This window comes from Streptomyces flaveolus, from assembly GCF_014648815.1.
Taxonomy (GTDB): Bacteria; Actinomycetota; Actinomycetes; order Streptomycetales; family Streptomycetaceae; genus Streptomyces; species Streptomyces flaveolus.
Genome location: NZ_BMRV01000010.1, coordinates 114,227 through 134,100 on the forward strand (window position 1 = coordinate 114,227; position 19,874 = coordinate 134,100).

The 19,874-nt window shown below is 74.4% G+C and carries 17 protein-coding genes and 1 pseudogene; 8 read left to right on the forward strand and 10 right to left on the reverse strand.

Features of this window, described 5'->3' with window-relative positions; all coding sequences use genetic code 11:
- Position 1: 1 nt before the first annotated feature.
- Positions 2-589 carry a (2Fe-2S)-binding protein gene (locus tag IEZ05_RS22960; protein ID WP_189232099.1) on the reverse strand — a complete coding sequence of 196 codons (588 nt, stop codon included), beginning with the start codon at positions 587-589 and terminating at the stop codon, positions 2-4.
- Complete coding sequence (locus IEZ05_RS22965) at positions 589-1,479, reverse strand: FAD binding domain-containing protein (protein ID WP_189232100.1); 891 nt, start codon at positions 1,477-1,479, stop codon at positions 589-591. Before IEZ05_RS22965 ends, IEZ05_RS22960 begins: the two co-directional genes overlap by 1 nt.
- Positions 1,480-1,844: 365 nt before the next feature.
- Here IEZ05_RS22965 and IEZ05_RS22970 point away from each other — a divergent pair, with 365 nt between their 5' ends.
- Positions 1,845-3,515 carry a PucR family transcriptional regulator gene (locus IEZ05_RS22970; protein ID WP_189232101.1) on the forward strand — a complete coding sequence of 557 codons (1,671 nt, stop codon included), beginning with the start codon at positions 1,845-1,847 and terminating at the stop codon, positions 3,513-3,515.
- 166 nt (positions 3,516-3,681) lie between these two features.
- On the forward strand, positions 3,682-4,455 hold the full coding sequence (locus IEZ05_RS22975; protein ID WP_229869818.1) for a hypothetical protein: 774 nt from the start codon (positions 3,682-3,684) through the stop codon (positions 4,453-4,455).
- A gap of 36 nt (positions 4,456-4,491) precedes the next feature.
- Here the strand turns inward: IEZ05_RS22975 and IEZ05_RS22980 are convergent, their stop codons facing one another.
- The 4 genes from IEZ05_RS22980 to IEZ05_RS22995 form a co-directional block, all read right to left on the reverse strand.
- Entirely contained in the window at positions 4,492-5,127 is a 636-nt protein-coding gene (locus tag IEZ05_RS22980) for an Rv1733c family protein (protein WP_189232103.1), read from the reverse strand.
- Positions 5,128-5,252: 125 nt separating this feature from the next.
- A complete protein-coding gene (locus tag IEZ05_RS22985; RefSeq protein ID WP_189232104.1) occupies positions 5,253-6,089 on the reverse strand; it encodes a rod shape-determining protein in 837 nt (278 codons plus the stop codon).
- Positions 6,086-6,454: a TraR/DksA family transcriptional regulator gene (locus IEZ05_RS22990; RefSeq protein WP_189232105.1), complete on the reverse strand. Its 369-nt coding sequence runs from the start codon at positions 6,452-6,454 to the stop codon at positions 6,086-6,088. Before IEZ05_RS22990 ends, IEZ05_RS22985 begins: the two co-directional genes overlap by 4 nt.
- A 44-nt stretch (positions 6,455-6,498) precedes the next feature.
- Positions 6,499-6,822, reverse strand: a complete 324-nt coding sequence (locus IEZ05_RS22995; protein ID WP_189232106.1) for a TraR/DksA C4-type zinc finger protein — start codon at positions 6,820-6,822, stop codon at positions 6,499-6,501.
- A 331-nt stretch (positions 6,823-7,153) separates the two neighbouring features.
- On the opposite strand from IEZ05_RS22995, the gene IEZ05_RS23000 reads away from it, so the two are divergent.
- From IEZ05_RS23000 to secD, 4 genes are all read left to right on the forward strand, one after another.
- Positions 7,154-8,113, forward strand: coding sequence for a HAMP domain-containing sensor histidine kinase (locus tag IEZ05_RS23000; protein WP_189232107.1), 960 nt, complete (start codon positions 7,154-7,156; stop codon positions 8,111-8,113).
- A 2-nt stretch (positions 8,114-8,115) separates the two neighbouring features.
- The gene (locus IEZ05_RS23005; RefSeq protein ID WP_189232108.1) at positions 8,116-8,850 is read left to right on the forward strand and encodes a response regulator; all 735 of its coding nucleotides are present in this window, start codon (positions 8,116-8,118) and stop codon (positions 8,848-8,850) included.
- Between the two features lie 579 nt (positions 8,851-9,429).
- Complete coding sequence (locus tag IEZ05_RS23010) at positions 9,430-9,831, forward strand: hypothetical protein (RefSeq protein WP_189232109.1); 402 nt, start codon at positions 9,430-9,432, stop codon at positions 9,829-9,831.
- Positions 9,832-9,907: 76 nt separating this feature from the next.
- A complete protein-coding gene (gene secD, locus IEZ05_RS23015; RefSeq protein ID WP_189232110.1) occupies positions 9,908-12,274 on the forward strand; it encodes a protein translocase subunit SecD in 2,367 nt (788 codons plus the stop codon).
- Between the two features lie 35 nt (positions 12,275-12,309).
- Here the strand turns inward: secD and IEZ05_RS23020 are convergent, their stop codons facing one another.
- Positions 12,310-13,125, reverse strand: coding sequence for a GntR family transcriptional regulator (locus tag IEZ05_RS23020; protein ID WP_189232111.1), 816 nt, complete (start codon positions 13,123-13,125; stop codon positions 12,310-12,312).
- Positions 13,126-13,294: 169 nt separating this feature from the next.
- On the opposite strand from IEZ05_RS23020, the gene IEZ05_RS23025 reads away from it, so the two are divergent.
- Both IEZ05_RS23025 and IEZ05_RS23030 read left to right on the forward strand, forming a co-directional pair.
- Positions 13,295-14,140, forward strand: coding sequence for a (2Fe-2S)-binding protein (locus IEZ05_RS23025; protein WP_189232112.1), 846 nt, complete (start codon positions 13,295-13,297; stop codon positions 14,138-14,140).
- A gap of 304 nt (positions 14,141-14,444) precedes the next feature.
- The gene (locus IEZ05_RS23030; RefSeq protein ID WP_189232113.1) at positions 14,445-15,497 is read left to right on the forward strand and encodes a DUF2637 domain-containing protein; all 1,053 of its coding nucleotides are present in this window, start codon (positions 14,445-14,447) and stop codon (positions 15,495-15,497) included.
- Positions 15,498-15,568: 71 nt separating this feature from the next.
- On the opposite strand, the gene IEZ05_RS23035 is transcribed toward IEZ05_RS23030, so the two are convergent.
- The 3 genes and pseudogenes from IEZ05_RS23035 to IEZ05_RS23045 form a co-directional block, all read right to left on the reverse strand.
- Positions 15,569-15,967, reverse strand: coding sequence for an ATP-binding protein (locus IEZ05_RS23035; RefSeq protein ID WP_189232114.1), 399 nt, complete (start codon positions 15,965-15,967; stop codon positions 15,569-15,571).
- Between the two features lie 175 nt (positions 15,968-16,142).
- Positions 16,143-17,885, reverse strand: a complete 1,743-nt coding sequence (locus tag IEZ05_RS23040) for a pyruvate dehydrogenase (RefSeq protein WP_189232115.1) — start codon at positions 17,883-17,885, stop codon at positions 16,143-16,145.
- A 141-nt stretch (positions 17,886-18,026) separates the two neighbouring features.
- Positions 18,027-19,865 (reverse strand): annotated as a pseudogene (locus IEZ05_RS23045) (protein phosphatase 2C domain-containing protein); the annotation flags it as partial.
- Between the last annotated feature and the right edge of the window lie 9 nt (positions 19,866-19,874).

Sequence of the window (19,874 nt, forward strand, 5' to 3'; positions counted from 1 at the left end):
CTCACACCCCCTCGGACTGGCGGGCGGCCGCCAGGCGGACCGCGTCCATGATCTTCTCGTAGCCCGTGCAGCGGCACAGGTTGCCCGACAGCGCCTCGCGGATGTCCGCGTCGGTCGGGTCCGGGTTGCGCTCCAGCATCTCGTCGGCGGCGACCAGCAGACCCGGCGTGCAGAACCCGCACTGGACGGCGCCGGCGTCGATGAAGGCCTGCTGGATCGGGGCCAGTTCCGTGCCCTCGCCGGTCCCCGAGTCGGTGCCCTGGGCCCGCCACCGCTTGGCCTCGTCGAGCGTGGTGCCCCGGTCGCCGCCGTTGCCGCAGGCGCCGCCCCCGGCGCGCTGCTGGGCGAAGTCCGCCAGCCCCTCGACGGTGACGACGTCACGGCCCTCGGCCTGACCGGCCGCGACCAGGCAGGCGCACACCGGCACGCCGTCCAGGCGGACCGTGCAGGAGCCGCACTCGCCCTGCTCGCAGGCGTTCTTGGAGCCGGGCAGGCCGAGCCGCTCGCGCAGCACGTAGAGCAGGGACTCGCCCTCCCACACGTCGTCGGCCTCCTGCGGACGTCCGTTGACAGTGAAGTTGACGCGCATTACGCAGCTCCCTCCGTGGTGCGGTGGGCGCCGCGGTACGCCTCCCAGGTCCAGGTGAGGGTCCGGCGGGCCATGACGCCGACCGCGTGGCGGCGGTAGCTCGCGGTGCCCCGTACGTCGTCGATCGGATTGCAGGCGGCGGCGCACAGGTCCGCGAACTGCTTGACGACCGACGGCGTGATGATCTTTCCGTTGCCCCAGAAGCCGCCCTCTTCGAGCGCCGCGTTCAGGAAGTCCTCGGCGGCCGCCGCCCGCACGGGGGTGGGCGCGGCCGAGCCGATGCCGGTGCGGACCGTGCGGGTGTCGGGGTGCAGGGCCAGGCCGAACGCGCAGACGGCGATGACCATGGCGTTGCGGGTGCCGACCTTGGAGAACTGCTGCGGGCCGTCGGCCTTCTTGATGTGCACGGCGCGGATCAGCTCGTCGGGCTCCAGCGCGTTGCGCTTCACGCCGGTGTAGAAGGCGTCGATCGGGATGCGGCGGGCGCCGCGCACCGACTCGACCTCGACCTCGGCGCCGGCGGCGAGCAGTGCCGGGTGTGCGTCGCCGGCCGGGGATGCGGTGCCGAGGTTCCCGCCCACGCCGCCGCGGTTACGGATCTGCGGGGAGGCGACCGTGTGCGAGGCGAGGGCGAGACCCGGCAGCTCGGTGCTCAGGTTCTCCATGATCTTCGTATAGGGCACGGAGGCACCGAGCCGTACGGAATCCTCCTGGACCTCCCACTCGGTCAGATCGCCGATGCGGTTCAGGTCCATGAGGTACTCGGGCCGGCGGTGGTCGAAGTTGATCTCGACCATCACGTCGGTGCCACCCGCAAGCGGCACAGCGGTGGGGTGCTCGGCCTTCGCGGCGAGCGCCTCCTCCCAACTGGCGGGGCGAAGGAAGTCCATGACCGGCTCTCTTCATCGTCTTGTGGGGCGTACGGGTTTGAGCCAATCCGTGAGCGACGGGCCCGGTTCGTTCATGTGCTGTTCACGTGGAGTGGGCTCAGTACACCGCCCGGTGCTCCACCTGGGTCAGTCGCAGAAACCATGAAGGAGTTGGCTGGCCACGGCGGGCATCTTGTAGATTCGTATGAACGGAGGCCCTCAGTAACCTCCTCGTCTTCCTCTGGAAACGGGCGAAACAGCCGCGTGACCTGGAACACAGCTCGGAAGCGGGCGAGCGGCGCTCGCCGGCCCGCCGACCGGTCCCTTGACCCGGACCCACCACGATCAAGCGAACATTTCGAGACGAAAGAACGGCGGCGACGAGAATGCGGCTGCGCGCACTGCTGGACACCGACGCGCTGGGCCTCAAGCTGCTCGGCGGCGAGGACGAGCTGGACCGCTCCGTGCGGGGCGTGATGACCACCGACCTGCGGGACCCCAGCCGCTATCTCTCCGGCGGGGAGCTGGTCCTCACCGGCCTGGCCTGGCGCCGGGACACCGCCGACTCCGAACCGTTCGTCCGGATCCTGGTGCAGGCCGGGGTGGCGGCCCTGGCCGCCGGCGAGGCCGAGCTCGGAAGCGTGCCGGAGGACCTGGTGGTGGCGTGCGCGCGGCACCGGCTGCCGCTGTTCGCGGTGAACGAGTCAGTGGCGTTCGCGACCATCACCGAGCACGTGGTGCGCCAGGTGTCCGGCGAGCGGGCCGGGGACCTGGCGGCCGTGGTGGACCGGCACCGGCGGATGATGACCTCCGGGCCGGCGGGCGGCGGCCCCGATGTCGTCCTCGACCTGCTCGGTTCCGACCTCGACCTGCGGGCCTGGGTGCTGTCCCCGACCGGGCGGCCGGTCGCGGTCCCCAAGGACTCGGGTCCGGCGCTGCCCGCCGAGACGAGCGCGAAGCTGGCGGCGGAGCACCTGGCCGCGACCCGGGCGGGCCGCCGGGCACCGCACCGGGTGACGGTGGGCGGGACGGCGTACAGCCTCTTCCCGGTGCGCAGCGGACGTACGCCGCAGGTTCCGCGGGACGTGCGCGAGAGCGTGCTGTCCGACTGGCTGCTGGTCGTGGAGGCGGACGCCGGCGAGTGGGCCGAGGAGCGACTGGACCTGCTGTACGGCGTCACCCAGCTGATAGCGGTCGAGCGGGACCGGCGGGACGCGGCGCGCACGGTGCGGCGACGGCTCGCACAGGAGGTGCTGGAACTGGTGCAGACGGGCGCGGCGCCCGCCGAGATCGCGGCCCGGCTGCGGGTCGCGGCGCCGGTGCTGCTGCCGGGGCTCGGCGCGGCTCCGCACTGGCAGGTCGTCGTGGCCCGCGTCGAGTGGGAGGACGGCGAGGTCGAGGACGGGCCGGTCGCCCAGCGGCTCCTGGAGGAGATCCTCGTCGACCCGCTGGCGGCGGGCCCCGAGCCCTCCGACCGCATCGCCGTGGCGCACACGGGCGAGGAGGCCATCGCGCTGGTGCCGCTGCCGGCGGTCTCCAGCGAGCACGACGGCTCCGAGGCCGGGATCCTCGCCGACGCGCTGCTGACGACCGTGCGGGACCCGCTGTCCGCCGGACTGGACGGCGACGGGCGGCTCACGCTCGGCGTCAGCGCGGCCGTGCACTCGGCGGAGGGCCTGCGCGGGGCGCTGGAGGAGGCCCGGCACGCGCGGCGGGTCGCCGCGGCCCGGCCCGGCCGGGTGTGCGCGGCCGGCCACCAGGAACTGGCCTCGCACGTGCTGCTGCTCCCCTTCGTCCCGGACGACGTGCGCCGCGCCTTCACGGCCCGGCTGCTGGACCCGCTGCGGGACTACGACCGCCGCCACCGCGCCGAGCTCATCCCGACGCTGGAGGCCTTCCTCGACTGCGACGGCTCCTGGACGCGCTGCGCGACCCGGCTCCACCTGCACGTCAACACGCTGCGCTACCGCGTCGGGCGGATCGAGCAGTTGACGGGACGTGACCTGTCGCGCCTCGAGGACAAGCTCGATTTCTTCCTGGCACTGCGGATGAGCTGAGACGCGGGGTCCGAGGCGCCCCAAACCTCGGCCAGCCGAAACTCCCACCACTTTGTGAAATCTTTCACCCACCCTCTTGGCCGGGCGCCTCGATTCGTGCTGAGATGCGGCCACCACTCGACGGCTCGATGGCGTGCTTGGGGAGGGCGACGTGGCGCATTCCGCCATGGCTGGTTCTGGTTGGGGAACGACCGAGGGTGACGATCCGCTCCAGACCGCGGTGTGGCGGCTGCGCTCGCGCGCCTGCTGGGCCGACGCGGTGGCGCTGTTGCAGCCGGTCACCGCGGCCACCGCGCTGCAGCGGGCGGCGCTGCTGGTGGAGCGGTGCCTGTACACCGAGCAGGGCTGGGCGGAGGCGGAGGACGCGCTGCGCACCGCCGAGGCGCTGGCCCACACCGACGACGAGCGCGGGGCCGCCGCCTGTGAACGCGGTCAGCTCGCCTACGCCGCCACCGTGCACGGGGTGCGCGACCGGGCCGACGAGGCGCGGGCCGCGCTGGGCCGGGCGGCGGCCCTGATCGCGCCGGGGGCACGGGGGCGGGCGCTGCTGGACTTCCGGCGCGGGCTGGTCGCGGAGAACCTGACCCGCTCGCCGCAGGCCGCCCGCGCGGCGTACCGGCGGGCGCATGCCGGGGCGACCGCGCAGGACGATCCGCTGCTCCAGTCGTCCACCTGGCGCCATCTGGCCGGACTCGCGCTCAGGGAGGGCGAGTTGGCGGACGCGCGGCACGGCTTCGCCGAGTCGCTCCGCATCCGCGAGGAGCTGGGGTACCTCGTCGGTACGGCCCCGGCGCTGGTGTCGCTCGCGGACGCGGAGTCGGAACCGGAGGCCTCCCGGCTGCGGGAGGAGGCGCGACGACTGCTGCGCCTGCTCGGTGGCGTACCGACCTGGCTGGCCCGCCAGCTGACCCCACCGGCGGCGGGGGCGGCGACGGCCTGACGGCGGGGTGTGCCGGCCCGGGCCGGTCGGTGGGCCTCAGGGAGACCTGCTCCAGCGTGGTGACGTGGCCGCCCATGCCCTGTCCCACTCGGTGAGGTTGCGCCGGTGCAGCAGCAGGCCGGTGATACCGTGCGCCGCGAGACCGGTGAGGGTGACGCCCAGGAAGGCGAGGATCGCCCAGCCCATGGTGCGGCTGCGGATCTGCCCGGCGTCCAGCGGCGGGTCGGTGATCCCACCCGCCCTGTCCACCCAGACCAGGACGGTGCTGTCCGCGGGCAGCCCGGGTTCGACGTCGGCCTTCCCGGTTCTCGTCCCGCCGTCCGGCGCGGTGAAGCGGACCTCGGCCGGGTAGCGGGTCCTGCGTGCCTCGTCCGACCCGGGTTCCGGGTGGCGCGGGGCGTCGTGGACGAGGACCGCGGGGACGTGGTCCCGAGTGCGTTCCTGGTGCGCGGCGGTGTCGCGGTAGTGCCGGTACGCCGCGTCGCCGGCCGTGAACATCGCCGCCAGGGCCGCCGCCGGCGCGGCGAGCAGCAGTCCGAGGACGATCCACGCCTGCATGCGGTCGGTACGGCGCCGCAACGGGTTGCGGCGCCACCGCCACAGCAGGACGTACGGGTACTGGCGGGGCGCGGGTGCCGGTGGTGGCTGCGCTCGCGGTATGTCGCCGGCCACGGTGTGCCTCCTTCCAGGGTCCGGGGCAGCCGGAGAGGGGCCGTGGGTGCCGGTGCCGGCCGCGGCGGCGGGGGACGGGGGCGTCGCCGCCGCGGCCGGCTCCGGGGGTGGGGCCGCGGCCGTGGTCAGTGGGGGCACCGGTCCGGTGGGTCCGTGTCCGGGCCGGGGTCCGTGGTCGACGGGTGGGCGTGGGCGGCCTCCAGGAGCCGCGCGGCCCCGCGGACGGCGGCGGTGTGCGGCGCCGGCACGGCCCGCAGGGGCGCGTGCAGCGTGGCGGTGAGACGGCAGGTGATCTCGGGACGCAGGGCGCCCCCGCCGGCCAGCAGCGGTCCCCTGCCCAGGGCGTCGACGGTCAGGGAGGTACGGTCCTGGCGCAGCATCGACGTCACCATGTCGGCCACCGCCTCCGCGATCCGGGTCGCCGGGGTGGCGGCGTCCAGGTCGTCCGTGCCCAGCGCGGTGCGGCGCGCGTCGAAGACGGCGCCGTCCACCAGCAGCACCACCTCGGTGAGATGGGCGCCGAGGTCCACCACCAGCAGCGGCCGGGACAGGTCCGCTCCGGCCGCCAGGGCGACGGCCCGCGCGCTGGGGACGGTCAGCACGCTGCGCGGACGCAGCACCTCCACCGCCGTACGGGCCTCGGTGCGGTAGGCGAACCCGTCGAGGACGGGCGCGGTCACCACGACCAGCGGGCGGGTGAAGCGGGGCAGGCGGGGACCGAGCAGCCGGTCGAGCATCCGGGCCGTGCCCTCGGTGTCGACGATGGAGCCGCGCTGGATGGGATACACCGCGCCGGCGCCGGGGAAGGTGACCGTCGGCACGTCGAGGATCATGCCCCGCCCGGCGACCCAGGCACGGGTGCGGGCGCTGCCCATGTCGAGGGCGACGCCGCTGCACTGCCGGCACAGGGGCCACGGCCGGTGCCGGGACAGGGCGGCACGGGGGCGCCGGACCGCGGTCATCGTCCGGCCTCCCGCACCTGCTGGCAGCGGGCGCAGTAGCGGGCCTGCGGCACGATCGCCAGACGCTCGCGGGCGATGGGGCGCCGGCACAGGTGGCAGGAGCCGTAGCGGCCCTCGGCCATGCGGTCGAGCGCCGCCTCCACGTCGGCGAGGACCATGCGCGCGGAGGCCGCGAGCTGGACCCGGACCTCGGTCTGCGCGACGGAGCGCCGCCGGAGCCGGTCGTCGGCGCGGGTCGGGACGGTCGTGATCTGCCGCAGCTGCTCCTCGCGGAACGCCCGCTGCTCGAGGAGGTCGTCACGGAGCACGGCGAGGTCCTCGGGCGACAGACGTGTGCCGCCGTCGATGATCTGTTGATTCACCACTTCACCCCTCGGCAGGGCGGGAGACGTATGCCGGACGGCGGTGCTCAGGCGGCGGCGCGGCGCTGGCAGGCGACGCAGTACCGCGTGTAGGGAAGGATCTCCAGACGCTCGCCCGGGACGGGCTTGCCGCAGCCGAGGCAGGTGCCGTAGCTGCCGTTCTCGACGCGCGCGAAGGCCTCCTCGATCTCCTTGAGCACCCGTTCGATGGCCGTCTTCTGCGCGGACATCAGCTGGTCGTCCTGGCTGCTCTCGCGGAGGGCCTGGAGCTGGGTCATGCGGGTGTTGCGCGCGTGCTCGAGGCGCTGGCGGGCCTCGTGGGCGGTCAGCCGCTCGGGGCGGGGTTCGATGCGGGAGGCGTCGAGCGACACGATGAGTCCTTCTCTCGGGAGTACGGCAGGTCGTCGGGAGTACGGCACGACGAAGTCCTGGTCACCCTCAACCCTGGCCGGGCCGGAGGCGGTTTCCCATCGGGCGCAGGCCCCATTTGCCCGGGGGCGGAGCATCCACTCCCCGGTGTCCGGCTGCGGCCGTATGGGTGTGGCGCACCCGGGAAATGGGGGTCGGACCCCATCGACCCGGCGGGGCGGAAGGGGCAGGCTGGGCACAGGCTCGGTCGTGACCAAGGGCCGCAGCTCCGACCGGGGTGCGCGATGACCGAAGGTAGAGGCTTGCCGCGTCGCAGAAGGAGGCGTACCCCCGGTGTCCCTGTTCTGGCGGATCTTCGGGCTCAACGCGGTGGTGCTGGGCTTCGCCACGGCACTGCTGCTGTGGGCTCCGGTGACCGTCTCCGTACCGGTCCTGCTGACCGAGGCCGTCGTGCTGGTCGGCGGCATGGCCGTCATGCTGGTCGCCAACGGCGCCCTGCTGCGCTGGGGCCTGTCGCCGCTGGACCGGCTCACGAAGCTGATGACCACGGTCGACCTGCTGCGCCCCGGCCAGCGGCTCCCGGTGTCCGGCGGCGGTGAGGTCCCCGAGCTGATCCGCACCTTCAACGCCATGCTCGACCGCCTGGAGCACGAGCGCGCCACCAGCAGCGCCCGCGTCCTGCTCGCCCAGGAGGCGGAGCGGCGCCGTATCGCGCAGGAGCTGCACGACGAGGTCGGGCAGAGCATGACCGCGATCCTGCTCGTGCTGGGGCGCGCGGCGGACGACGCCGACCAGCCGCTGCGCGACGAGCTGCACCAGGCGCAGGAGATCACCCGGGAGAGCCTGGACGAGGTCCGCCGCCTGGTGCGGCGGCTGCGGCCCGGGGTCCTGGACGACCTCGGCCTGATCAGCGCGCTGACCTCGCTCACGCACGACTTCGCCACCCACACCGGGCTGCGGGTCACCCGCCGCTTCGAGGCCGACCTGCCCGCCCTGGACCACGAGACGGAGCTGGTCCTCTACCGCGTCGCGCAGGAGAGCCTGACCAACGCCGCCCGCCACGCGGACGCCGAGCGCCTGGAGGTGAGCCTCGGCCGGGCCGACGACGCGGTGGTGCTCACGATCACCGACGACGGCCGCGGCATCGAGGCGGCGTGCGAGGGCGCGGGGATCCGCGGCATGCGCGAACGGGCCCTGCTGATCGGGGCCGCCCTCGACATCACCTCGGCGCCCGGGGCCGGCACCCGCATCCGGCTCGCCGCACCCGTACCCGCATCCAGGAAGCAGCCCTGACCATGTCCGACCCGTCCCTGCCCGCCCCGTCCGCCGCCGAGGCGACGGCGTCCGTACCGGCCGCGTCCGGACCGCCCGCGCGCGACCCGTCCCGGATCCGCATCCTGCTCGCCGACGACCACGCGCTGGTACGCCGCGGTGTGCGCCTCATCCTCGACCGGGAGCCGGACCTCGAAGTGGTCGCCGAGGCCGGGGACGGCGCCGAGGCCATCGACATGGCCCGCGCCCGTGCCGTGGACCTCGCCGTGCTGGACATCGCGATGCCCCGGCTGACCGGTCTGCAGGCGGCCCGGGAGCTGTCGGCGCTGAAACCGGGGCTGCGCATCCTGATGCTGACGATGCACGACAACGAGCAGTACCTGTTCCAGGCGCTGAAGTCGGGGGCCTGCGGATACGTGCTGAAGTCAGTCGCCGACCGGGATCTGGTCGCCGCCTGCCGGGCCGCGATGCGCGACGAGCCGTTCCTCTACCCCGGCGCGGTCACCGCCCTGATCCGCAACTACCTCGACCGGGTCCGGCACGGCGAGGAGACCGCCGACCACATCCTGACCCCCCGCGAGGAGGAGGTCCTCAAGCTCGTCGCCGAGGGCCATTCGTCGAAGGAGATCGCCGAGATCCTCTTCATCAGCATCAAGACCGTCCAGCGGCACCGGGCGAACCTGTTGCAGAAGCTTGGCCTGCGCGACCGGCTGGAGCTGACCCGGTACGCCATCCGCGCCGGCCTCATCGAACCCTGACCCCCCTCCCCCGGACCGCCCGGGGCTCTGGTCGCCCACTCCCCGGCCGGAGCTCCGGGCCCACCTCACCACGAAAGGGGACGGCGCATGCGCCCCGCGCCCTGGGCCCGGCACCCGGACGCTTCCGGTGCCACGGAGCCCGGCGTGCCCGTCCCCGCGCCCTCGGCACCCGAAGCCGGCGGAACGCCCCGCCGGCCCGCCGCTCGTGGGAAGGACCCGCGCGTGGACCGCGACCGGAGCCCCCACCTGCACACCCCCGGTCAGCCCGCACCCCGAGCCGGAGGGGCACCACAGGCCGCCCCCCGACCGGCCCAGGCGAAGGACCCACACGCGGCCCCCCACCGCAGGCCCCACCTGCACACCCCCGGTCAGCCCGCACCCCGAGCCGGAGGGGCACCACAGGCCCGCCGGAAGGACCCCCACCGCAAGCCCGACACCCCCGGTCAGCCCGCACCCCGAGCCGGAGGAGCGGCGCCCCTGCCTGCCCCACGACCGGTCCGCGGGAAGAAGCTGCGCGCGGACGGTCCCCGCGGGCCCCGCGTCGCCTCCCCCGGCCTGTCCGCCCGGCGGGCCCTCCCGGTGAGCCCCCGCGCCGGCGGTGGACGGCTCGCGGCGGCGCTCACCGTGCTGCTGGCCGTCCTGCTGGCCCTGGTCCCGGCGTGGCCCGCGCCCGGCGCGCGCGTGGCGCCCGGGGGGCCGCTCCCGGGCCACTCGGTCACGGCCCTCCCCCGCCCGGACAGCGGGTTCCACGCCGACGACGGCTGCCCGAGCACCTGCGCCACCCAGGCCAGGCCCCGCCACGACCACCTCGGCGAACGCCCCTCGGCACCGGACCACCTCGCCGTCACCGCGCACCGGACCGGTGTCGCCCCGGCCGCCCACGAACGGCGGACCCCGACGCCGCCCGGCTCCCCGTCCGTCTCCCCCGGCCGCACGGGCCACGACCGCGGACGGGCGCCTCCCGCGCCTCCCGGCACCTGACGATCCGTCCTCTCCCTTTTCCTCTTCCGCCGCGGCCGCGCAGGCCGCCGCCGCGGCGTGCCTGCCGGAGGCCCGTGTGAAACGTTCACGTACCCGTCCCCGATCCCGTTCCCGCTCGCAGTCCCGGGCGCTGCGTCTGCGCGCGCTGGTCGCCCTGGCCGTGATGGCCGCCGCGGTGGCCATCACCGTCACCCTGCCGGTCCGCCTCGGACTCGACCTGCGCGGCGGCACCCAGATCGTGCTGGAGACCAGATCCACGTCCACCACCAAGGCCGGCCGCGAGGCCACCGACCGCACCGTGGAGGTGCTGCGCGGCCGGATCGACGCGCTGGGCGTCGCCGAGCCGACCATCGTCCGCTCGGGCGAGAACCGCGTCGTCGTCGAGCTCCCGGGGGTGCAGGACCCGAAGGAGGCGGCCGACGTGCTGGGCCGCACCGCGCAGCTCACCGTCCACCCGGTGCTCGGCACCGCCGAGACACCGGCCGCCCCGGCCGGGCAGCCGGCCGACGCGTCGAAGGAGCGCGTCCTGCCGGACGAGTCCGGCCAGTCGCTGCGGCTGGCGGCGGCCGCCCTGACCGGTCAGGACGTCAAGGGCGCCGATGCCCGGTTCGACCAGCAGAACGGCGCCGGCTGGCACGTCACCGTGGACTTCAAGGACAAGGGCAGCGACCAGTGGGCCCGGGTGACCGGCGAGGCCGCCTGTCACCCGGCCGGGGACCCGCAGCGCCGGGTCGCCATCGTGCTCGACGACAAGATCATCTCCTCGCCGCAGGTCGACCCCTCGGTGGCCTGCAAGGCCGGCATCTCCGGCGGCTCGACACAGATCACCGGCTCCTTCGACGACGCCGAGGCCCGCGAACTGGCCCTGCTCGTCAAGGGCGGCGCCCTGCCCGTGCCGGTGGAGACCGTGGAGCAGCGCACCATCGGCGCCACCCTGGGCGACGAGGCCATCTCGGCCGGCGCCTGGGCCGCCGTCATCGGCACCGCGCTGACCGCGCTGTTCATCATCGTCGTCTACCGGCTGATGGGCGCCCTCGCCACCGTCGCCCTGCTCTGCTACGGCGTCATCTCCTACGCCGCCCTGGCCGCGGTCGGCGCGACGCTGACCCTGCCGGGCCTGGCCGGTTTCGTCCTGGCGATCGGCATGGCGGTGGACGCCAACGTCCTGGTGTTCGAACGGGCGCGGGAGGAACAGGCCCTGCGCACCCGGCCCAGTACGCGTTCGGCGCTGACGACCGGTTTCCGCAGCGCCTTCAGCGCGATCGCCGACTCCAACATCACCACGCTGATCGCCGCCGCACTGCTGTTCTTCCTGGCCTCCGGCCCGGTGAAGGGCTTCGGCGTCACCCTGGGCATCGGTGTCCTCGCCTCCATGGTCAGCGCCCTGGTGATCACCCGGGTGCTCGCCGAGTTCGCCGCGAGCCGCCCTTCGGTCTTCCGCCGCCCGCGGATCACCGGCATCTCCACCACCGGCCCGGTCCGCGACGCCCTGCTGCGCCGCGACCCCTTCCTGATGCGCCGGCCGCGCCGCTGGCTGGCCGCCTCCGGCATCGTCCTGGTGCTGGCCGGCTCGGGCATCGTGGCCCGCGGCCTCGACTTCGGCATCGAGTTCACCGGCGGACGGCTCATCGAGTACTCCACGGCGACCGAGGTCGACCCCGACCGGGCCCGCACCGCGCTCGCCGACGCGGGCTTCCCGCGCGCGGTCGTGCAGTCCTCCGGCGACCACGGCCTCACGGTGCGCACCGAGCAGCTGACCGACGCGGAGGCGGACACCGTCACCCGGACCGTCGGCGAGCTCGGCGGCGAGACGGAGAAGCTCCGCGACGAGCTGATCGGCCCCAGCCTGGGCGAGGAGCTGCGCCGGGACGCCCTCATCGCCCTCGGCCTGGCCCTCGGCGCCCAGCTGCTGTACCTGGCCGCCCGCTTCCGGTGGCTGTTCGGCACCGCGGCCGTGGGGGCGCTGGCGCACGACGTGATCATCCTGGTCGGGGTGTTCGCCTGGCTCGGCAAGCCCATCGACGGGGTGTTCCTGGCGGCGCTGCTGACCGTCATCGGCTACTCGGTCAACGACTCGGTGGTCCTGTTCGACCGGATCCGGGAGCTGCTCGGGAAGGACCGCGCAACGCCGTTCGACCGGCTCACCAACCGGGCGATCCTGCAGACGCTGCCGCGCACGGTCAACACCGGCATGGGCGCGGTGCTGATCCTCGCCTCGCTGGCGGTGCTCGCCCAGGACTCGCTCACCGACTTCGCCGTCGCCCTGCTGATCGGTGTGGTGGTCGGCACCTACTCGTCGGTGTTCACCGCCGCCCCGCTCGCCGTCGAGCTGCACGGCCGCGACGCCGGGCGGCGCGCCTCGCGCCGCACGGGCGGGAAACCGGCGGCGCGGCAGCGGTCGCCGGAGCGCGCGTCCAGGGAGGTGTCGCAGGAGGTCCCGTAGCGGGCCCCGGAAGGACGCGGGGTGGCCCCGGCCCGTCAGCCGGCGGCGTAGTGCTCCGCCACCAGGGCCCGCACCACGTCCTGGTCGCCGGCGATCAGCGCGTCCAGCAGGGCCGTGTGCTCGTGCGCGTCGGCGATCAGGCCGGCCCGTCCCCGCGTCGCGGGGACGCCGGCCGGCGGCCACTGCGCGCGGCGGTGCAGGTCGCCGGCGATCCGGACGAGCTGGTCGTTGCCGGCGAGTGCGAGCACCTCGCGGTGGAAGACACGGTCGGCCTCCGCGTAGGTCACCGGGCAGCCGGAGGACGCGGCCCGGACGGTGGCCTCGGCGACGGGGCGCAGCCGGGCCCAGCGCTCGGCGGGCACCGTGCGGGCCAGCCGCAGCAGCACCGGCACCTCGATCAGGGCCCGGACCTCCGCGAGCTCGGCCAGTTCCCGGGCGCCCCGCTCGACGACGCGGAAGCCGCGGTTGGGGACGACCTCGACGGCGCCCTCCAGGGCGAGCTGCTGCATCGCCTCGCGCACGGGGGTGGCGGAGACTCCGAAGCGTTCGCCGAGCACGGGCGCCGAGTAGACCTCGCCGGGGCGCAGCTCGCCGGCGACCAGCGCGGTGCGCAGGGCGTCGAGGACCTGCCCGCGCACGGAGGAGCGCTGCACGAGGGCGCGGGGACCGCCGAGCGGGAGTTCGCCGTGCGTGTGCTCGCCGCGCGCGGTCCCGGACGGGTCGGGCGCACCGTCCCGGTCCCGGGTGCGGTCCCGGTCCGCGGCACCGGGCTGGGCCGGTACCCGGATCCGCTCGGCTGCGCCCGGGCGCGGGCCGTCCGTCCCGGCGGAGCCCTGCGTGCTCTGCTTCACGGGGTCCTCCTCCAGGACGTATCGGTACTTGGGGTCATTACGGCGGGTTGGTGTCCGGTCCGTCAAGCACGATAAGCGCTCGACCCGTCTGTTCCCCCATCGAGGATCTTGGGTAAGGTAAGGCTTACCTCAAGCAATCCGTTGCCCTGATGTGGATCGGTGGTCCCGCATGCCTGTCTCCCACCCGGCCGTCGCGGACTCCTACGCGCGTCTGTCCGAGGTCCTGCCGGGACTGGGCGTCACCGTGCCGGGCGCCGGGGAGGAGCTGCCCGGCGGGGGCGGCTGGGTCGCCGCCTCCTCGCTCGCGGCCGGCGGGGCGGAGCTGGAGGCCTTCCTCGCCTGGGACGACGCCCAGGTGGTGCGGGACTACGGGCAGCGGGCCCGGCCCGACGTGATCGCGAGCTTCGGTCTGCACCGGTACGCCTGGCCGGCCTGCCTGCTGATCACGGTGCCGTGGTTCCTGCACCGCAAGGTGCCCCGCTACCCGGCCGCGCACGTCGCCTACGACCGCACCGCCGCGGGACTGCCGCTGGGCCGCATGGCCGCGCGGCCCGCCGGCTTCGCCTGCCTGCCCGGCGATCCCGCCGCCGCGCTGCCCGGCGCCCGGGTGGTCGCCGACGAGGAGGCGCTGCGGGCCGAGGTGCGGGCCGCGGTCGCCGAGCACCTGGAACCGGTGCTGGCGGGGTTCGGGCCGCGCATGCGCCGGCGCGGACGGGCCCTGTGGGGCATGGCGACGGACGAGGTCGTGGAGGGGCTGTGGTACGTCGCCCATCTGTTCGGCGAGCAGGAGCGGGCGCGGCAGGAGCTGGAGCTGCTGCTGCCGGGGGCGACCAGGCCGTACGTCGGCAAGGCGGCGTTCCGGGAGCTGACCGGGCCGGACGGCGAGCCGCTGCACACCCGGGACCGGGCGAGCTGCTGCATGTTCTACACGCTGCGTCCCGAGGACACGTGCGCCACCTGCCCACGCACCTGCGACGCGGACCGCGTCAACAAGCTGCTCGCCACCGCCGGTTGAGCCACCCGCCGGTTCGTCCGCCCGGCGGCGCCCGCTAAGATCATCCGGGACGGGATCACGCGACGCCCGCACGCTGTTTCACACATTCCCCACGTGTCGCGGGAACTTTCCGCGGAACCACCCGTACGGGTATTCTTATTCGAACTCAACTCCCGTCCCTCATGCGGCAGTTCGAGCAGATCGCCGTCCCCGGGCACCCCCCTCACTCCCTTGGCGGCCTCTTGCCCCGAAACCCCCTGAGGGCTGCCGGGTTTGGGCCACCATGGCGGGCGTTACGCCCTATCCCAAGGCAAGGGACCCCCAGATGAGATTGACCGACATATCGCTGAACTGGCTGCTTCCGGGCGCCGTACTGCTCCTGGGCATGCTGGCGGCGGTGGCGGTGCTCGCGCGCGGAAAGCGATCCTCGGGGAAGGACGCGGGCGCGGACGACTCGTGGGAGCGTGCCGAGGAGCGCCGCAGGCGCAAGGAAGCCCTCTACGGCACCTTCTCCTACGTGCTGCTCTTCTGCTGTGCCGCGGTCGCCGCGGCCCTCTCGTTCCACGGACTGGTCGGCTTCGGCGAGCAGAACCTCGGCCTGAGCGACGGCTGGCAATACCTGGTCCCGTTCGGGCTCGACGGGGCCGCGATGTTCTGCTCCGTGCTCGCGGTGCGTGAGGCCAGCCACGGTGACGCGGCGCTCGGTTCCCGGATACTCGTGTGGACGTTCGCGTTCGCGGCCGCCTGGTTCAACTGGGTGCACGCACCCCGGGGCATCGGCCACGCGGGCGCCCCGCACTTCTTCGCGGGCATGTCCCTGTCGGCCGCGGTGCTGTTCGACCGGGCCCTGAAGCAGACCCGCCGGGCCGCACTGCGCGAGCAGGGCCTGGTGCCGCGTCCGCTGCCGCAGATCCGCATGGTCCGCTGGCTGCGGGCCCCCCGGGAGACCTACCGCGCCTGGTCGCTGATGCTCCTGGAGGGTGTGCGCAGCCTCGACGAGGCGGTCGAGGAGGTGCGCGACGACAAGCGCCAGAAGGAGGAGACCCGCCAGCGCCGTCGCGAGCAGGAGCGCCTGGAGCGGGCCCAGTTGAAGGCGATCAGCCGGGGTCACGGCGGCCGGGGCTTCCCCGGCCGCGGCGGCCGGCAGGTCGAGGTGGACGTGCAGCAGGTGGAGCGCGGTTCGGACCGGGCCGCCGCGGAGCCTGCCATATCCACCCCGGAGCAGCTGCCCGTACGCCAGCTTCCCTCACTGCAGCCCGTGCGCAGCGGAGCTGACCAGCGCACCGTCGACCTCACCGCGGAGGACGACACCCAGGCCCTGCCGCGCCTGGACTCCCTGGAGCGCAAGCTCAAGGACCTGGAGCAGCAGTTCGGCTAGGACGGCACGGCGGGAACGGCCCGCCCGCACCGCCGAAGGGGCGTGACCCGCGTGTCACGCCCCTTCGGCGTTCACGCGGCCCCGGCACCCAGCTCGAACCAGACCGACTTGCCCACGTCGTGCGACCGCACGCCCCAGGCGTCCGCCAGGGACTGCACCAGGACCAGGCCCCTGCCGTGGGTGCTCTCGTCCGGTTCCGGGGCGCGCTGCCGGGGCAGCCGGGCGACGCGGTCCCGTACCTCCACCCGCAGCCCGCGCTCCGAGACCGTGGCGGTCAGCTCGGCGTCGTCGTCGGTGTGGACGAGCGCGTTGGTGACGAGCTCGCTGGTGAGCAGTTCCGCGATCTCCGACCGTTCCGGTTTGCCCCAGTGCCGCAGCAGCTCGCGCAGCGCCCGGCGGGCCTCGGGCACCGCCCGCAGATCCGCCCGGCCCAGTCTGCGCCGAAGCTGTGGCACCGCCTGCCTCTCCATGTCCCCCGTCCGCGTGCCGATGTCGGTTCCCTTCTACTCCTCGAACACGTTCACGGGGGAATCCTTGCCCGATAGGACCCCGGGCAGTCATGTCGAATGGTCAACCAACGCCCGTTCGGCCACACGGGCGGTCGAACCGGCCGAATTCCGCCCCGGCACGGGGGCGGCGCCGCGGCTACGGCCGCGGCACGTTGCGCAGGTTCGACCGGGCCATCTGGAGCATCCGGCCCACCCCGCCGTCCAGGACGATCTTCGAGGCGGACAGGGCGAAGCCGGTGACCATGTCGGCGCTGATCTTCGGCGGGATGGACAGGGCGTTGGGGTCGGTGACGACGTCGACCAGGGCCGGCCCCTTGTGCTTGAAGGCCGCCTTCAGCGCCCCGGCCAGCTCCTTCGGCTTCTCCACCCGCACCCCGAAGGCACCGCAGGCCTCGGCGACGGCGGCGAAGTCGGGGTTGCGGTTGGCCACGCCGTGCGAGGGCAGGCCCGCCACCAGCATCTCCAGCTCGACCATGCCGAGGGAGGAGTTGTTGAACAGGACGACCTTCACCGGCAGGTCCTGCTGGACGAGGGTGAGGAAGTCGCCCATCAGCATGGTGAACCCGCCGTCGCCGGACATCGAGACGACCTGCCGGCGCCGGTCGGGGAGCTGGGCGCCGATGGCCATAGGCAGCGCGTTGGCCATCGAGCCGTGCGAGAAGGAACCGATGATGCGGCGACGGCCGTTGGGCGTGATGTAGCGGGCCGCCCAGACGTTGCACATGCCGGTGTCGACGGTGAACACCGCGTCGTCGTCGGCGACTTCGTCCAGCACGGCGGCGACGTACTCGGGATGGATCGGCACGTGCTTGTCGACCTTGCGGGTGTACGCCTTGACGACGCCCTCCAGCGCGTCCGCGTGCTTCTTCAGCATCCGGTCGAGGAAGCGGCGGCTCTTCTTCTCCTTCACCCGGGGGATCAGGCAGCGCAGGGTCTCCCTCGCGTCGCCCCACACCGCGAGGTCCAGCTTGGACCGCCGGCCGAGGTTCTCGGGCCGGACGTCGATCTGGGCGATCCGCACGTCGTCGGGCAGGAAGGCGTTGTACGGGAAGTCGGTGCCGAGCAGGATCAGCAGGTCGCACTCGTGGGTGGCCTCGTAGGCGGCGCCGTAGCCGAGCAGTCCGCTCATGCCGACGTCGTAGGGGTTGTCGTACTGGATCCACTCCTTGCCGCGCAGCGCGTGGCCCACCGGCGACTTGATCTTCCCGGCGAACTCCATGACCTCGGCGTGCGCGCCGGCCGTGCCGCTGCCGCAGAACAGGGTGACCTTGTCGGCGTCGTCGATCAGCCGCACCAGCCGGTCGATCTCCTCGTCGCCGGGGCGGACGGTCGGCCGGGAGGTGACCAGGGCGGTCTCGGCGGCCTTCTCCGGGGCGGGCTGTCCGGCGATGTCGCCGGGCAGGGAGACCACGCTGACGCCGGAGCGGCCGATCGCGTGCTGGACGGCGGTGTTGAGCAGCCGGGGCATCTGCTGGGGACTGGAGATCAGCTCGCAGTAGTGGCTGCACTCGCGGAACAGCTGTTCGGGGTGGGTCTCCTGGAAGTAGCCGAGGCCGATCTCGCTGGACGGGATCTGCGAGGCGAGGGCGAGGACCGGGGCCATGGAGCGGTGGGCGTCGTACAGCCCGTTGATGAGGTGGAGGTTGCCGGGGCCGCAGGAGCCGGCGCAGGCGGTCAGCTTCCCGGTGATCTGGGCCTCCGCGCCGGCGGCGAAGGCGGCGGTCTCCTCGTGCCGCACGTGCACCCAGTCGATGCCGGAGTGGCGGCGCACCGCGTCCACGATCGGGTTGAGGCTGTCGCCCACGACTCCGTAGAGGCGTTTCACTCCGGCACGGGTGAGGATGTCGACGAACTGTTCCGCGACGTTCTGTTTGGCCATGGGTCCATGGAGGCACAGGGCGCGGCGTCACGCCTCCCAAACGGCGGCAGCCGTACGGTCGTCGGCGTAGCCCTTGACCCGGACGCCGCTGTCGGCGAGGAACCCGGCGAGGCCGGGCGGCCCGGCGTCGGCCCATCGCCGCGCGAGGAGTTCGCCCAGCTCGCGCTCGCCGAGCAGCGGCTCGGCCAGGCCCGCGCTGCACATCAGCAGCACGTCACCCGGGCGGGCTACGGAGGCGCGGAAGCGGAACGGTTCGTGGGACGGCTCGTCGGGCGGTCCGGCGTACGGGCCGGGCGGGGTGGTGATGCCCAGGTCCATGGTGAGCCGGTCGCCCTCGGGCGTCTCGCTCGGCGGTGAGCCGAAGCCGACAACGGGCTCTCCGGTGACGTCGCCGGAGCGCGGTTCGATGTCCTGCCAGGCGCCGTCCCGGAGCCGGAACAGTCCGCCCGCGCCGACGCCGAAGAACACACGGGTGCGGCACTCGGGGGCGGCGGGCAGGAGCAGGCAGCGCAGGGTGGCCGTGTACTCGTGCGGGGCGAGGCCCTGTTCGGCGGCCTCGGCCCGGAGCCGGCCGAGGCTGCGGTCGGTGAGACGGTGCAGGCCGGATTTGAGGTCGCCGCGGCGGGCGGCGTGCAGGTCCTCGGCGAGCCGGGCGTGGCTGCGGCCCACGGCGCGGCCGATCCACCGGCAGACCTGGGCGGCGGCGCGGTGCGTCCCGGCCGTCCCGCGGGCGCCGGTCGCCATCGCCACCAGGACCAGGGCCTGGTCCCCCGCGCCGAACCGGGCGACGAGCAGGGCGTCGCGGCGGGGGTCGCCCCGGTAGCGCGCGGAGTCGCCCCGCAGGGAGACGGCGCGGAGCGTGCAGGCCCCGTACCGGGCGCCCTCCAGCACGGTGTCCGCGACCAGACCGTCCAGCGCGTCGGGGTCGGCGGGCGGCAGGGCGGTGGGCTCGGCGTCGTAGGTGGGTGGTCCCGAACCGACGTAGTCACGGGCGGGAGCGGACGCGTCGGCGACGGGCCGGGGGCCGTCGTCTACGTCGTCGCGGGGCGGCGGTGACTGCGGTTGCGGCTGCGGCGGCAGCGAGGGGAGGAACGGTGGTGGAGGGGGCGGCAGGGCGGAGGCGACAGCCGGAGGTGGGGGCGGCGGCGGAGGTGGGGACGGAGGCGGAGCGGAGGGCGGGGGCGTGGGTGGGGCCGGATCGGGGGGTATCGGCCGGGCGGACGGGGCCGTGCGGGTCCGCTGCCCGGTCCCGGCGGGCGGGAAGGTCACCGGCCCGGTGGGCGCACCGGACGGCGGCTCCCAGGGGGCACGCGGCAAACGCGTCCCGGATCGTCCGGGGACCTGCCCGTCCGGCGAGGCCGGTACGTCGTTCGGGTTCTGCGCGTCCCGCGGGCCCGGTGAGCCCTGCGCCGTCAGCGGGCCCTGCCCGTCCCGCCGGCCCTGCCCGTCCCGCGGGTCCTTCGCGTCCCACGGACCCTGCACGTCCGGTGGGCTCTCCGGTTGCTCCTGCGCCTCCCACGGTCCTGGTGGGCGCCGTGGCGCTCGCGGCTTCCGCGCGTCCCACGGGGTCTGCGCGTCCGCCCCGCCGTCGGGCCGGATCTCCGCGTCCGGCGGGTCTTGCGGCGTTCCCGCGGAGCGGGGTCGCTCGACCGGCGGGGGCGCCGTCCCGCCGCCGTCCGCCCCGCCCGGCCGGGGCACGTCGCCGGTGCGCGGGCCGGGGACGCCCCGTTGCTCGCGGTGGCCACGTCGTTCCGGGAAGACCGACGGCTCGGGCGTCGCCCACCAGGGGGGCCGCTCGTCGGGTGGGGACTTGCCGTCCGGGGCTTCGTCCGGGCCGCCCACCGTCCCCGCCGCCGACGCGAACCGGTCGTCCAGGGAATCGGGCGCGGCCGTGGGGCCGGTGTCGCCGGTGGTGTCGTCGTACAGCTGCCCCCACCAGTCGTCCTCGGGACCGGTGGGCCTTCCCCCCTGCTGGCTCATGTTCCTGAT